At 64.1% G+C, this 13,858-nt stretch carries 12 protein-coding genes; 5 read left to right on the top strand and 7 right to left on the bottom strand.

Going from position 1 to position 13,858, the window contains the following annotated elements; translation table 11 throughout:
- Window positions 1-95 precede the first annotated feature (95 nt).
- The 7 genes from ubiA to recG form a co-directional block, all read right to left on the bottom strand.
- Window positions 96-959: a 4-hydroxybenzoate octaprenyltransferase gene (gene ubiA, locus BN2475_RS17585; RefSeq protein ID WP_094780787.1), complete on the bottom strand. Its 864-nt coding sequence runs from the start codon at window positions 957-959 to the stop codon at window positions 96-98.
- Between the two features lie 223 nt (window positions 960-1,182).
- Window positions 1,183-1,677, bottom strand: a complete 495-nt coding sequence (locus tag BN2475_RS17580) for a Dps family protein (RefSeq protein WP_094780786.1) — start codon at window positions 1,675-1,677, stop codon at window positions 1,183-1,185.
- A 152-nt stretch (window positions 1,678-1,829) separates the two neighbouring features.
- Complete coding sequence (locus BN2475_RS34670; RefSeq protein ID WP_162844485.1) at window positions 1,830-1,991, bottom strand: hypothetical protein; 162 nt, start codon at window positions 1,989-1,991, stop codon at window positions 1,830-1,832.
- A gap of 125 nt (window positions 1,992-2,116) precedes the next feature.
- Entirely contained in the window at window positions 2,117-3,571 is a 1,455-nt protein-coding gene (locus BN2475_RS17575; protein WP_094780785.1) for a catalase, read from the bottom strand.
- Between the two features lie 74 nt (window positions 3,572-3,645).
- Complete coding sequence (locus tag BN2475_RS34665; protein ID WP_162844484.1) at window positions 3,646-3,786, bottom strand: hypothetical protein; 141 nt, start codon at window positions 3,784-3,786, stop codon at window positions 3,646-3,648.
- Window positions 3,787-3,993: 207 nt separating this feature from the next.
- Window positions 3,994-4,953, bottom strand: a complete 960-nt coding sequence (locus tag BN2475_RS17570; protein WP_094780784.1) for a LysR substrate-binding domain-containing protein — start codon at window positions 4,951-4,953, stop codon at window positions 3,994-3,996.
- Window positions 4,954-5,068: 115 nt separating this feature from the next.
- Window positions 5,069-7,495, bottom strand: coding sequence for an ATP-dependent DNA helicase RecG (recG, locus tag BN2475_RS17565; protein WP_094780783.1), 2,427 nt, complete (start codon window positions 7,493-7,495; stop codon window positions 5,069-5,071).
- Window positions 7,496-7,644: 149 nt separating this feature from the next.
- On the opposite strand from recG, the gene queA reads away from it, so the two are divergent.
- The 5 genes from queA to secF all read left to right on the top strand — a co-directional run bounded on the left by queA (window position 7,645) and on the right by secF (window position 13,734).
- Window positions 7,645-8,700 (top strand): tRNA preQ1(34) S-adenosylmethionine ribosyltransferase-isomerase QueA, encoded by a 1,056-nt coding sequence (gene queA, locus BN2475_RS17560; RefSeq protein WP_094780782.1) that lies wholly within the window; start codon window positions 7,645-7,647, stop codon window positions 8,698-8,700.
- Between the two features lie 140 nt (window positions 8,701-8,840).
- Window positions 8,841-10,031, top strand: a complete 1,191-nt coding sequence (gene tgt, locus BN2475_RS17555; RefSeq protein ID WP_094780781.1) for a tRNA guanosine(34) transglycosylase Tgt — start codon at window positions 8,841-8,843, stop codon at window positions 10,029-10,031.
- A 240-nt stretch (window positions 10,032-10,271) separates the two neighbouring features.
- Window positions 10,272-10,601 (top strand): preprotein translocase subunit YajC, encoded by a 330-nt coding sequence (yajC, locus tag BN2475_RS17550; protein WP_094780780.1) that lies wholly within the window; start codon window positions 10,272-10,274, stop codon window positions 10,599-10,601.
- A gap of 118 nt (window positions 10,602-10,719) precedes the next feature.
- Window positions 10,720-12,765 (top strand): protein translocase subunit SecD, encoded by a 2,046-nt coding sequence (gene secD / locus BN2475_RS17545; protein WP_094780779.1) that lies wholly within the window; start codon window positions 10,720-10,722, stop codon window positions 12,763-12,765.
- Window positions 12,766-12,783: 18 nt separating this feature from the next.
- On the top strand, window positions 12,784-13,734 hold the full coding sequence (secF, locus tag BN2475_RS17540) for a protein translocase subunit SecF (RefSeq protein WP_094780778.1): 951 nt from the start codon (window positions 12,784-12,786) through the stop codon (window positions 13,732-13,734).
- Window positions 13,735-13,858: the final 124 nt, after the last annotated feature.

The following is a 13,858-nucleotide window of genomic DNA, read 5'->3' as shown; positions in this document are numbered from 1 at the left end:
GAAGCAACTACGCGTGAAGCAATTACACGTGAAGCAAACTACGCGTGAAGCGTGACGTGAAGCACGGAAAGCAGCGCCCGAGCGGCGCTGCGCCATTAAAACGAAGCCACCGCGTAATGCGCGGCAATCCCCGCAAACAGCGCGCCGCCCAGCCAGTTGTTATGCCGGAACGCCGCGAAGCAGGCCATCCGTTCGCGGTTGCGGATCAGCGTGTAGTGATAGATCGCGCAGCCCACTGCCACCGCCCATCCCAGCCAGTACAGCACGCCAAAACCGAGCATCACGCCGATGCCGACGTAAATGCCCAGCGTCACCGCATAGCACAGCATGATCGCGGCCACGTCGAAGCGGCCGAACGTCAGCGCCGAGGTGCGGATGCCGATCTTGATGTCGTCGTCGCGATCGACCATCGCGTATTCGGTGTCGTATGCGACCGACCAGAACACGTTGGCGAGCAGCATCACCCATCCAAGCATCGGCACGTGGTTCTGGACCGCGGCGAACGCCATCGGAATGCCGAAGCCGAACGCAATGCCGAGATAGGCCTGAGGAATCGCGAAGAACCGCTTGGTAAACGGATACGATCCGGCGACGAACAACGCCGCCACCGACAGTTCCTTGGTTAGCGTATTCAGCGGCAGGATCAGCAAAAAGGCGAGCAACGACAGACCGGCCGCCAGCGCCACCGCTTCCCACGCCTTGATCTTGCCCGATGTGATCGGACGATTTTCGGTGCGCTTCACGTAGCGGTCGAAATCGCGATCCGCATAGTCGTTGATCGCGCAGCCCGCCGAGCGCATCAGCACCGTGCCCACCGTGAAGATCACCAGCAGCGGCCACGACGGATGACCGTCGGACGCGATCCACAGTGCGTTGAGCGTCGGCCACAGCAGCAGCAGGCTGCCGATCGGCTTGTCCATGCGAACGAGGCGCAGATACAGGGGAAGTCGGGCGAACATGGGCGGATTCGGTGCAGTGCGAAGACGGTGCCGCTATTTTACGGGATGCGGGCGGCCGGCAGTTCCGGCGTGGCCGATGCCGGTGGCGACGTCAGCCTTGCGTGCGCATCCCAGGCCGGTGCCAGAAAAAACACAGCCTCCCGCGCGGGGAGGCTGTGTTCTGTATCACCACAACGTTGGCGTCTGAGCGAAGCGAAGCGAATCGCTCGCCAAGGTACAACGCTCAAGCCAGCATCGAGCGCAGCATCCACGCGGTCTTTTCGTGCGTTTGCATGCGTTGCGTCAGCAGGTCGGCGGTCGGCTCGTCGTTGGCGGCTTCCGTCGACGGGAAAATCGCGCGTGCGGTACGCACCACGGCTTCCTGGCCTTCGACCAGCTGGCGGATCATTTCTTCCGCGGCCGGCACGCCGTCCGCTTCGGGGATCGACGACAGCTTCGCGAAATCCTTGTAGCTGCCCGGCGCATGCACGCCCAGCGCGCGAATACGTTCAGCGATCGAATCGACCGCCAGCGCCAGTTCGTTGTATTGCGTTTCGAACATCAGGTGCAGCGTATTGAACATCGGACCCGTCACGTTCCAGTGAAAGTTGTGGGTCTTCAGGTACAGCGTATAGGTGTCGGCAAGCAGACGCGACAGACCTTCTGCGATTTTCTTGCGATCCTTGTCGCTGATTCCGATATTGACGTGCTGTACGGTTGCGGCTTCTTTCTTGGCCATGATGACTCCTTTGAAGAGTGATACGAACCGATCTGAAAATGACGGCCTGCGCATCGCAGACTCGAAACATGGGGCGCTCGTCAGTTTAGCCTGGAAATCTGCAACGCTCGCGCGGTGCGCGGTCACTCGCAGCATCGACGGCCGCGCCGTTCTTAGCCGCCCACCATGGGTTGCAACGCCTGCGCGACGATCACCGCGAACCCGCTCGCGACGATCGCGAAACCGATCGTCTTGCGCAGCATGAATGTCCGTTGCCGTTGCGTGCCGCGCACGGCACGCGGGCCGTGCATCGTAGCCATCATCATCGGGATCACGATCGTACTCCTGCGATTGATATCGACATCAACGGGGCGCAGAAGCGCCCCGCTTTGCGACTGCGCCTGAACCGCGCGCTGCCCGTTTTTCGCTGCTCATTTTCTCGCTGCTTATTTCCTGCTGCTCACTTCCTGCCGCCTTCGGCCAGTTCGGCCAGAGCGGCGAGCACACCTTCCGCGTAAGCCGGATCGGCGCGGCGCAAATGCTCGATCTGCCGGGCGACGATATCCTGCGGCACACCGTTGATGTGCCGCGCGATATTGCCGAACAGCCGCTGTCGCTGGGCCGTGTCGAACAGCGCGAACAACATGCCTGGCTGCGTGTAGTAGTCCTCGTCCGCGCGATGATCGTAGCGATCCACCGCACCTGCCGCGAGCGACGGCTCCGACGCGTTCGGGTCCTGCGCGTAGTCGCCGAAGCGGTTGGGCTCATAGTTCACGTTGCCACCGAGATTGCCGTCCGTGCGCATCGCGCCGTCGCGATGGAACGAATGCGGATTCGGCACGCGCGACGCATTCACCGGAATCTGATGGTGATTGATGCCGAGCCGGTAACGCTGGGTGTCGCCGTACGAAAAGAGGCGTCCTTGCAGCAGACGGTCCGGCGAAAAACCGATGCCCGGCACCACATTGGCCGGCGTGAACGCCGCCTGCTCGACGTCCGCGAAATAGTTCGCGGCGTTGCGGTTCAGCTCGATCGTGCCGACGTCGATCAACGGATAGTCCTTCTGCGACCACACCTTCGTGATGTCGAACGGGTTGAAACGATAGGTCGCCGCGTCCGCTTCCGGCATCACCTGAATCGCGAAGCGCCATTTCGGCAAGTTGCCCGCATCGATGCTGGCGACCAGATCGCGTTGCGCACTTTCGCGGTCCTGCGCGATCACTTGCGCGGCCTCGGCATCGGTGTAGTTTTCGATGCCTTGCATCGACTTGAAGTGGAACTTCACCCAGAAGCGCTCGTTGTCCGCGTTGATGAACGAATACGTGTGCGAACCGAAACCGTGCATCTGCCGGTAGTTCTTCGGAATGCCGCGGTCGCTCATCAGAATCGTCACCTGATGCAGCGACTCCGGATGACGCGACCAGAAATCCCACGCCGCGATGTTGCTGCGCAGATTGGTGTACGGATCACGCTTTTGCGTGTGGATGAAGTCCGGAAACTTCAGCGGGTCGCGGATGAAGAACACCGGCGTGTTGTTGCCGACCACGTCCCAGTTGCCCTCTTCCGTGTAGAACTTGATCGAGAAGCCACGCACGTCGCGTTCCGCGTCGGCCGCGCCGCGCTCGCCGGCCACCGTCGAAAAGCGCATGAAGAGCGGCGTTTCCTTGCCGACTTGTGCGAACACCTTTGCCTTCGTGTAGCGCGAGATGTCGTGCGTGACCTTCAGCGTGCCGAATGCGCCCGAGCCTTTGGCATGCACGCGCCGCTCGGGAATCACTTCGCGATCGAAGTGGGCGAGCTTTTCGAACAGCCAGACGTCTTGCAGCATGACCGGGCCGCGCGCACCGGCGGTGATCGAATTCTGGTTGTCGGCGATGGGTGCGCCGGCGGCATTGGTGAGCTTACGTTCGGACATGCGTAACTCCTGCGTGGTTTTTATCGAAACAGAATGGGAGAGAGGCGCGGCGCGCTGATATCAGAGACGAGGCGTCACGCGGACAGTGCTCGATCGACCAGCAGGGACAACGCGACAGTGCGCACACCGGGTGTCGGCGCGACGACAGCGCTGGCGGCAGCGCCGAGCGATTGGGCGGCGAGCGCCTGGGTAGGTTGCGAGTCCGCTTGCATCATGATTCCTCCTGGCCTTGTGAAGTAGGGGATCGGCGATCCATGGAGGAGACTATAACAACCCTATTGAATTATAGTGTTTGATTAATTTTATCTATTCAATAGGTATTGCGACGATAGGGCTTGCGGCCCTTCCGGCGCGGCGCACGAGCGCGCGGCCGGCTCCCGACGGCGTCCGTCGAGCCGGCCCGAAAGCGGCAGATGGAATGGTTAGTTGACGGCGACCGGCAGATCGAGCTTCTTGACACCCGGCAGATCGCAGGCGCTGATCGCGTCGCAGATGGCGTCGATCGCGGGCATGCGCGTGAAGCTCTTGCGCCACGCCAGCACGACGCGGCGATCGGGCACGGGTTCGTCGAACGGGACGTAGCTGAGCAGGCCCGGGTCGATGCCGCCCGCGTGCGGCTTCACTTCATGCACCGACATGCGCGGCAGCACGGTAATCCCGACACCGCTCGCGACCATATGACGAATGGTCTCCAGCGACGACCCTTCGAAGGTCTTCTGGATACCGTCCGCGTTCTGCGAAAAGCGCATCAGCTCCGGGCACACGCCGAGCACGTGGTCGCGAAAGCAATGGCCGCTGCCGAGCAGCAGCATGGTTTCCTGCTTCAGGTCGTCGGCGTCGATCTTCGGGCGGTTTTCCCACGCGTGGCCGGCCGGCAGCGCGACCACGAACGGCTCGTCGTACAGCGGGCGCTGCATCAGCCCGGTCTCGGGAAAAGGCAGCGCCATGATCGCGACGTCGATCTCGCCCTGCTTGAGCAGCTCGATCAGCTTGAGCGTGTAATTTTCCTGCAGCATCAACGGCATCTGCGGGACGCGCTGGATCATCTGCTTGACGAGCGTGGGCAACAGATACGGCCCGATCGTATAGATCACGCCAAGGCGCAACGGCCCGACCAGCGGATCTTTGCCCTGCTTGGCGATTTCCTTGATGGCGAGCGTCTGTTCGAGCACGCGCTGGGCTTGCGTGACGATCTGTTCGCCGATCGGCGTGACGCTGACTTCGCTGGTGCCGCGCTCGAAGATCTGCACGTTCAGCTCGTCCTCGAGCTTCTTGATCGCCACCGACAGCGTCGGCTGGCTAACGAAACATGCTTCGGCGGCCCGGCCGAAGTGCCGCTCGCGGGCGACCGCAACGATGTATTTCAATTCGGTGAGCGTCATTCGGGGACCAATCAGTGCGATGAGTTCGATAGGTTCTAGTTATACACCGATAGGGTCGGTTCGCCAACCTCTGGTTTTCAAGCCGTGGCCCATCCAGGTCAACCTCGAACCAGATTCACGCCTTCAGGTAATGCTCCCGCGCGCCGAGCCAGCGCGCCAGATGCTGCATCACCACCTCCGGATACTGTTCGAGCAAGGTTGCGGCCGCCTCACGCGCGGGCTCGATCAGCCACTGGTCATTCTGGAGATCGGCGAACCTCAGCATCTCCGCGCCCGACTGACGGGCGCCCAGAAACTCGCCCGGTCCGCGAATCTCGAGGTCGCGCCGGGCAATCTCGAAGCCATCGGTCGTTTCGCGCATGGTCTGCAAGCGCGCTCGCGCCGTGATCGACAACGGCCCCGTGTACAGCAAAACGCACACCGACGCCGCGCTGCCGCGCCCCACCCGGCCGCGCAACTGATGCAGTTGCGCAAGGCCGAAGCGCTCGGCGTGCTCGATCACCATCAGCGACGCATTCGGCACGTCGACCCCCACTTCGATCACCGTCGTCGCGACCAGCAACTGCACCTCGTTGCGCGTGAAGGCGTCCATCACGGCCGCCTTCTCGGTGGGCGCGAGCCGTCCATGCACGAGCCCGACGTTCAGCTCGGGCAATGCGGCCACCAGCGTCTCGTAGGTCTCGACCGCGGTCTGCAGCTGCAAGGTCTCGCTTTCCTCGATCAGCGGACACACCCAGTACACCTGACGCCCGGTCAGCGCCGCTTCGCGCACGCGGGCGATCACCTCGTCGCGCCGCGCGTCGGACACGAGTTTCGTCAGGATCGGCGTGCGGCCGGGCGGCAACTCGTCGATGGTCGAGACATCGAGGTCGGCGTAGTAGGTCATCGCGAGCGTGCGCGGAATCGGCGTCGCGGACATCATCAGCTGATGCGGCTGGAAATCGGGCGCGTCGCCGGCGGCGTTGCGTCCCGCAGGCAGTCCCCCTGGAGGATTCGCCTTGGCGCGCAGCGCGAGCCGTTGCGCGACGCCGAACCGGTGCTGTTCGTCGACGATCACGAGCCCGAGGCGGGCGAATTCCACTGCGTCCTGAATGATCGCGTGCGTGCCGATCACGAGTTGCGCGGTGCCGAGCGCGGCGGCTTCGAGCGCGGCGCGCTTTTCCTTGGTCTTCAGACTGCCCGCCAGCCACGCGACGCTCACGCCGAGCGGCTCCAGCCAGCCGCGCAACTTGCGCGCATGCTGTTCGGCGAGGATTTCCGTCGGCGCCATCAGCGCGGCCTGGTAGCCGGCGTCGATGGCCTGCGCGGCGGCGAGCGCGGCGACGATCGTCTTGCCGCTGCCGACGTCGCCTTGCAAGAGGCGCTGCATCGGATGCGGCTGGGTCAGATCGAGTGCGATTTCGCCGCCGACGCGCTCCTGCGCCGCCGTCAGCGAAAACGGCAGCGCCTTCAGCAAGCGCGCCACCAGCGCCGACTCGTCGCCCAGCTTGCGGCGCGGCATGGCCGGCGCGGCGCGCGTGCGGCGCTCTTCGTGCGCGCGCTTGAGCGACATCTGCTGCGCGAGCAGCTCCTCGAACTTGATGCGCACCCACGCCGGATGCGTGCCGTCGATCAACGCGGTTTCATCGGACTGCACGCCCGGATGATGCAATGTGCGCACCGCGTCCATCAGCGACGGCACGCCGAGCGGCTGCAAAAAGGCGCGTGCGACCGGCTCGGGCAGCAGTTCCGGCAACGCGGTGCGCGCCAACGCGTTGTCGATCGCCTTGCGCAGATACGCCTGCGTCACGCCCGCGGTGCTCGGATACACCGGCGTCAGCGCCTGCGGCAGCGGCGTGTCTTCGGCGACGACGCGCACTGCCGGGTGCACCATCTCCATGCCGAGGAAACCGCCGCGCACGTCGCCGCGCACCCGCAGCCGCGCGCCGATCGCCATCTGCTTGACCTGCGAGCCGTAGAAGTTCAGAAAGCGCAGCACCAGTTCGTCGCCGGCGTCGTCGTGCAGCTTCACCACCAACTGACGGCGCGGCCGATACGCGATCTCGTTGTCGACCACCACGCCTTCGGTTTGCGCGATGCCGCCCGGCAGCAGGTGCCCGATCGGCGTCAACGAGGTCTCGTCCTCGTAACGCATCGGCAGATGCAGCACGAGGTCGATGTCGCGCGTGAGGCCGAGTTTGGCGAGCTTGTCGGCGGTTCTGACGGGGGGTTTGGCGGCGGGTTTGGCGCTGGATTTGGCGGCGGGTTTGCCGTTGGCGCCGGGTTTGCCGTTGGCGGCGGGTTTGCCGTTGGCGGCGGGTTTGCCGTTGGCGGCGGGTTTGCCGTTGGCGCCGGGTTTGTCGTTGGCGCCGGGTTTGTCGTTCGTGCCGTTGGAATTGCCAGCGGATTCGCCATCCTCCGACGCGGCGCTTGCCAGCGCCGTCGCCGCGCCCGCACCGCGCTCGCTCACCTCGCCCGCCGCATTGCTCCGCGCGACGCGGCGCTTCGGGGCGGCGCTCGCTTCATCGGTAGCGGAGGGCAATCGGCGGTCGGACAAAGGCATGGGCTGCTTCGCAAGTACAATATCGGCTGTCAAAGGTGTCGCGCGCCACACGGCGCGTGGGCGCACGGGCCGCTCTGGCGTCCCGCAATCATAGCCGCCCGGCTCCGGCTTCGGCTCAATTCAGTCTCAATTCGCTTCCAGTCGTTCGCATGTTTACGCTTTCCGATTTCGATTTCGATCTGCCACCGGAGTTGATCGCGCAAGTCGCGCTGTCCGAGCGCAGCGCCAGCCGTCTGCTCGAAGTGGACAACGCGGGCGGCGCCGACGCCGCGCGTCTGATCGACCGCCGCTTCGCCGAACTGCCCGAGTGCATTGCGCCGGGCGATCTGCTGGTGTTCAACGATACCAAAGTCCTGAAGGCGCGCTTTCACGGTCAGAAGGCCAGCGGCGGCAAGATCGAAGTGCTGGTGGAGCGGCTCACCGGCGAGCGCACGGCTCTCGCGCAGATCCGCGCGAGCAAGAGCCCGCAGCCGGGCACCACGATCCGGCTCGCGGACGCGTTCGACGTGACGGTCGGCGAGCGGGTCGAGCCCTTCTATACGCTGCACTTCCCCGGCGACTGCCTGACGCTGATCGAACAGTTCGGCCGCCTGCCGCTGCCGCCGTACATCGAGCACGACCCCGATGCGACCGACGAGACCCGCTATCAAACGGTGTTCGCGCAAAACCCGGGCGCGGTGGCCGCGCCCACCGCCGGCCTGCATTTCGACGACGCGCTGCTGGCGCGGCTCGACGAGCGCGGCGTGGAGCGCGCGACGCTGACGCTGCACGTCGGCGCGGGCACGTTTCAGCCGGTGCGGGTCGAAAACCTCGCCGAGCACAAGATGCACAGCGAGTGGTATCACCTGCCGCAATCGCTCGCCGACAAAATCGCCGCGACCCGGGCGCGCGGCAACCGTGTGATTGCGGTAGGCACGACCTCGATGCGCGCGCTCGAAGCCGCCGCCCGCGACGCCGAAGCTGCCGGCCGACCGCTCGCCGCGGCCAGCACGGAAACCGACATCTTCATCACGCCGGGCTACCGGTTCCGCGTGGTCGACCGGCTGGTGACGAATTTCCATTTGCCGAAGTCGACGTTGCTGATGCTGGTGTCGGCGTTCGCCGGCGTCGAGACGATTCGCGCCGCGTATCGCCACGCGATCGAACAGCGTTACCGCTTTTTCAGCTATGGCGACGCGATGCTGCTCACGCGGCGGGACGCCTGAGCTGTCTGACACGTTGTTTCAACTTTTTTGCAGTTCCCTTGCCGCCGCGGACTCTTCTGGCGTCCCATGCAGAGCTGTCAAACCAAAGACTGTTTCAACATACGCGCCGGACTGTTTTCCGGTAGCACAGGAGTTACCCAATGACCGACGGTCATCCATCGCAACAGACGGCTACCGAGCGCCCCGCCAACGGCCTCAAATTCGAACTGCTCGGCACTGACGGCCAGGCCCGCCGCGGCCGCGTCACGCTCAATCACGGCGTGGTCGAAACGCCGATCTTCATGCCGGTCGGCACCTACGGCACCGTGAAGGCAGTGCAGCCGCGCGAGCTCGACGAAATGCACGCGCAGATCATCCTGGGCAACACCTTCCACCTGTGGCTGCGCCCGGGTCTCGACACCATCGAGGCGCACGGCGGCCTGCACGGCTTCATGGGCTGGAAGAAGCCGATCCTGACGGACTCCGGCGGCTTCCAGGTGTTCTCGCTCGGCGATCTGCGCAAGATCACCGAAGACGGCGTCACGTTCGCATCGCCGATCAACGGCGACAAGCTGTTCCTGTCGCCGGAAGTGTCGATGCAGATCCAGAAAGTGCTGAACTCGGACATCGTCATGCAGTTCGACGAATGCACGCCATACGCGACCAACAACGTGCCGACCTCGCACAAGGACGCGGCCGAGTCGATGCGCATGTCGATGCGCTGGGCCCAACGTTCGATCGACGAATTCAACCGGCTCGGCAATCCGAACGCGCTGTTCGGCATCGTTCAGGGCGGCATGTTCGAGGACCTGCGCGACGAATCGCTGGCAGGCCTCGCGCAGATGGACTTCCACGGCCTCGCGATCGGCGGGCTGTCGGTCGGCGAGCCGAAGGAAGACATGATGCGCGTGCTGAACCACATCGGCCCGAAGCTGCCGGCCGACAAGCCGCACTACCTGATGGGCGTGGGCACGCCGGAAGACCTGGTGGCGGGCGTCGCCGCCGGCGTCGACATGTTCGACTGCGTGATGCCGACCCGCAACGCGCGCAACGGCTGGCTCTTCACGCGTTTCGGCGACATCAAGATCCGCAACGCCACGCACAAAAATTCGCTGCGCCCGCTCGACGAGCAATGCGGCTGCTACACCTGCCGCAATTTCACGCGCGGCTATCTGCATCACCTGCATCGCGTCGGCGAAATCCTCGGCGCGCAACTGAACACGATCCACAACCTGCACTACTACCTCGAACTGATGCAGGAAATGCGCGACGCGATCGACGCGAAAATGTTCGAGCCGTTCCGCAAACGCTTCCACGAGAACCGCGCTCGCGGCGTCGAACCGGCGTCGTAACCGGCCCCGAAGATGGATTCCACGAAGAATCCCTCCGTCGCGCGGCGAAAATCTTACAATCTACTTTCGCGAACGGCAGGCCCGGCTTCAACGCCGCTTCAACCCGGCTTCCGACCAGGCTTCGACCAAGCTTTAAACGGCTGATCGCAAAGCCGATTCGCCGTGCCGACGCGCGTGCGGCCGGTGGTAGAATAACCGGCTGATTTTTTTGATCGTTTGACTGATAACGGAGAGACCAACGTGTCGTTCATTTCCAATGCCTTCGCCCAAGGCACAGCAACAGGTGGCATTGAATCGAACCTGATGAGCTTCCTGCCGCTGATCCTGATGTTCGGCGTGCTGTACTTCATCATGATTCGCCCGCAAATGAAGCGCCAGAAAGAGCATCGCAACATGCTCGCCGCCATGGCCAAGGGCGACGAAGTGGTGACGAATGGCGGCATCGTCGGCAAGGTGACCAAGGTCGGCGAAGCTTATGTCGGCATTGAAATCTCGGAAGGCACCGAAATCACCGTGCAAAAAGCGTCGGTCACGACGATTCTCCCGAAGGGCACGATCAAGTCGCTATAAGGCCTGCTCCCTTGCGTCCGGCGCGGCCTCGCCGGCGATCCACGCCATCGCGCGCTGAATCGCCCGCGCTCATCGCCGGACGCATCGCTTCCAAGCCAACTTTCCCGTTGGACCACTCATGAATCGCTACCCCCTCTGGAAATACGCCGTGATGCTGGTGGCTCTGGTCATCGGCCTCGTGTACACGCTGCCCAATCTGTACGGCGAAGCGCCGGCGGTGCAGGTGTCGAGCGGCAAGGCAACGGTCAGGCTCGACTCGACCACGCTGGCCGCAGTCGAAGCGGCGCTTGCCGCCAATCAGATCAAACCGACCGCCGTCACGTTCGACAACTCGCAGACCAACGCGAACGTTCGCGTGCGCCTGACGGACACCGACACGCAACTACGCGTGAAGGACCTGTTGCAGAAGTCGCTGAACAGCGATCCGACCGATCCGCAGTTCATCGTCGCACTGAACCTGCAAAGCGCGTCGCCGACCTGGCTCTCCGCGCTGCGCGCGCTGCCGATGTACCTCGGTCTCGATCTGCGCGGCGGTGTGCACTTCCTGCTGCAAGTGGACATGGCCGGGGCGCTGAACAAGAAGCTCGACTCGGACGCGTCGGACGTGCGCACGCTGCTGCGTGAGAACAACGTGCGCGACGGCGGCGTGAATCGCGTCGGCCAGTCGGTAGTGGTCAATCTGCCCGATCAGGTCACGGCGGACGCGGCGCTCAAGCTGCTCGGCCGCAGCATCAGCGAACTCCAGTGGGCCTCGCAAGCGGGACAGGACGGTGGCGTGCAACTGGTCGGCACATTTGCGCCGGCCGTGCAGCGCTCCGTGCAGGACGCCGCGCTCAAGCAGAACATCACCACGCTGCATAACCGCGTGAACGAACTCGGCGTGGCCGAGCCGGTGATCCAGCAACAAGGCGCGGACCGCATCGTGGTCGAACTGCCGGGCGTGCAGGACACCGCGAAGGCGAAAGACATCATCGGCCGTACGGCGACGCTCGAAGCGCGTCTCGCCGATCCGGTCAACACGCATCCGAACCCGAACGACCCGGTGCCGCCGGGCGACGAGCTGTTCACGCAGGGCAACCAGGTGCCGGTGCTGCTGCGCAAGCAGGTGATCTTCACCGGCGACCGCATCATCGACGCGTCGGCGGGCTTCGACGAACATCAGCGTCCTTCGGTCAACATCCGTCTCGACTCGGCCGGCGGCCGCGCACTGCGCAGCGTGTCGCGCGACAACATCGGCAAGCCGATGGGGATGGTGCTGTTCGAACGAGGCAAGGGCCAGGTGCTGACGGTGGCGACCATCCAGTCGGAACTGGGCGACCGCTTCGTGATCACCGGCCAGCCCACCCCGCAAGCCGCCGCCGACCTCGCGCTGCTGCTGCGCGCGGGTTCGCTCGCCGCGCCGATGGAAATCATCGAGGAACGCACGATCGGCCCGAGCCTCGGCGCCGACAACATCAAGAAGGGCTTCCACTCGGTGGTGTGGGGCTTCGCGGCGATCGCCGTATTCATGATCGCGTACTACATGCTGTTCGGCGTGATCTCGATGATCGGCCTGTCCGTGAACCTGCTGCTGCTGATCGCGATACTGTCGATGCTGCAGGCCACGCTGACGCTGCCGGGTATCGCGGCTATCGCGCTCGCGCTCGGTATGGCGATCGACGCGAACGTGCTGATCAACGAACGTGTGCGTGAAGAACTGCGCCACGGCGCGCCGCCGCAACTGGCGATCCAGAACGGCTACGCGCACGCATGGGCGACGATTCTCGACTCGAACGTCACCACGCTGATCGCCGGCCTCGCGCTGCTCGCATTCGGCTCCGGCCCGGTGCGCGGCTTCGCGATCGTCCACTGTATCGGCATCCTGACGTCGATGTTCTCGGCGGTGTTCTTCTCGCGCGGAATCGTCAACTTCTGGTACGGCAGCAAGAAGAAGCTGAAGTCGCTGGCCATCGGCCAGGTGTGGCGTCCGGAAACAGCGCTGGCAGGTTCGAGCGCCTATCTAGGCAACGGCAGCAGCGACGCCGCCACCGACACCGCGCAAGCCATCGCCGCGGCCCAGGCAAAGTCGAAGGCCCAGGCTGGCGCGCCGGCACGCACCGGCAAGCCGACCGTGCGCCGTCGCAACGCGTCGAATACGCCGCAGAAACCGGGTTCATCCCGCTGAGTCCCGGAGAACACGACCATGGAATTTTTCCGCTTTCGCAAAGACATCCCGTTCATGCAGCGTGCGTTGATCTTCAACGCAATTTCGCTGCTGACGTTCCTCGCCGCTGTGTTCTTTCTCGCGCACCGCGGGCTGCATCTGTCGGTGGAGTTCACCGGCGGTACGGTCATCGAAGTGCAGTATCCGGGCGCCGCGCCGCTTGATCCGGTGCGCGGCACGCTGGCGAAGCTCGGCTATGCCGACGCGCAGGTGCAGAACTTTGGCACCTCGCGCGATGTGCTGATCCGTCTGCCGCTCAAGCAGGGCTACACGTCGGCGCAACAGAGCGAACAGGTGATGACCGCTCTGAAGGCCGACACCCCGCAGGTGCAGTTGCAGCGCGTCGAGTTCGTCGGCCCGCAGGTCGGCAAGGAACTCGCCACCGACGGCCTGCTCGCGCTCGCGTGCGTGGTGATCGGCATCGTGATCTACCTGTCGTTCCGTTTCGAATGGAAGTACGCGGTGGCCGGCGTGATCGCGAACCTCCACGACGTGGTGATCATTCTCGGCTTCTTCGCGTTCTTCCAATGGGAGTTCTCGCTATCGGTGCTGGCCGCCGTGCTCGCGGTGCTCGGCTATTCGGTGAACGAGTCGGTCGTGATCTTCGACCGGATTCGCGAGACCTTCCGCCGCGAACGCAAGATGACCGTGATCGAAGTGATCAACCACGCGATCACCAGCACGATGTCGCGAACCATCATCACGCACGGCTGTACGCAGATGATGGTGCTGTCGATGTTCCTGTTCGGCGGCCCGACGCTGCACTACTTCGCGCTCGCGCTGACGGTCGGTATTCTGTTCGGTATCTATTCGTCGGTGTTCGTCGCCGCCGCGCTCGCGATGTGGCTCGGCGTGAAGCGCGAAGATCTGCTGAAGGACAAGAAGGAACGCACCGATCCGAACGACCCGAACGCAGGCGCGCAAGTCTGATCCCGTCGTAAGCGCGGACTGCGCGAATCAAAAAAGGCCGGTTCTCTGTGAACCGGCCTCAGACTGCTGACGAACCCCACGTTTTTCGGAGCGTGGGGTTTTGTTTTTTCAGGCGATGCGAGAA

It is taken from the genome of Paraburkholderia ribeironis (assembly GCF_900019265.1).
In the GTDB taxonomy this organism is placed as follows: domain Bacteria; phylum Pseudomonadota; class Gammaproteobacteria; order Burkholderiales; family Burkholderiaceae; genus Paraburkholderia; species Paraburkholderia ribeironis.
The sequence above is the reverse complement of the archived record's forward strand: the minus strand, read 5'-3'. Positions and strand labels throughout refer to the sequence as shown.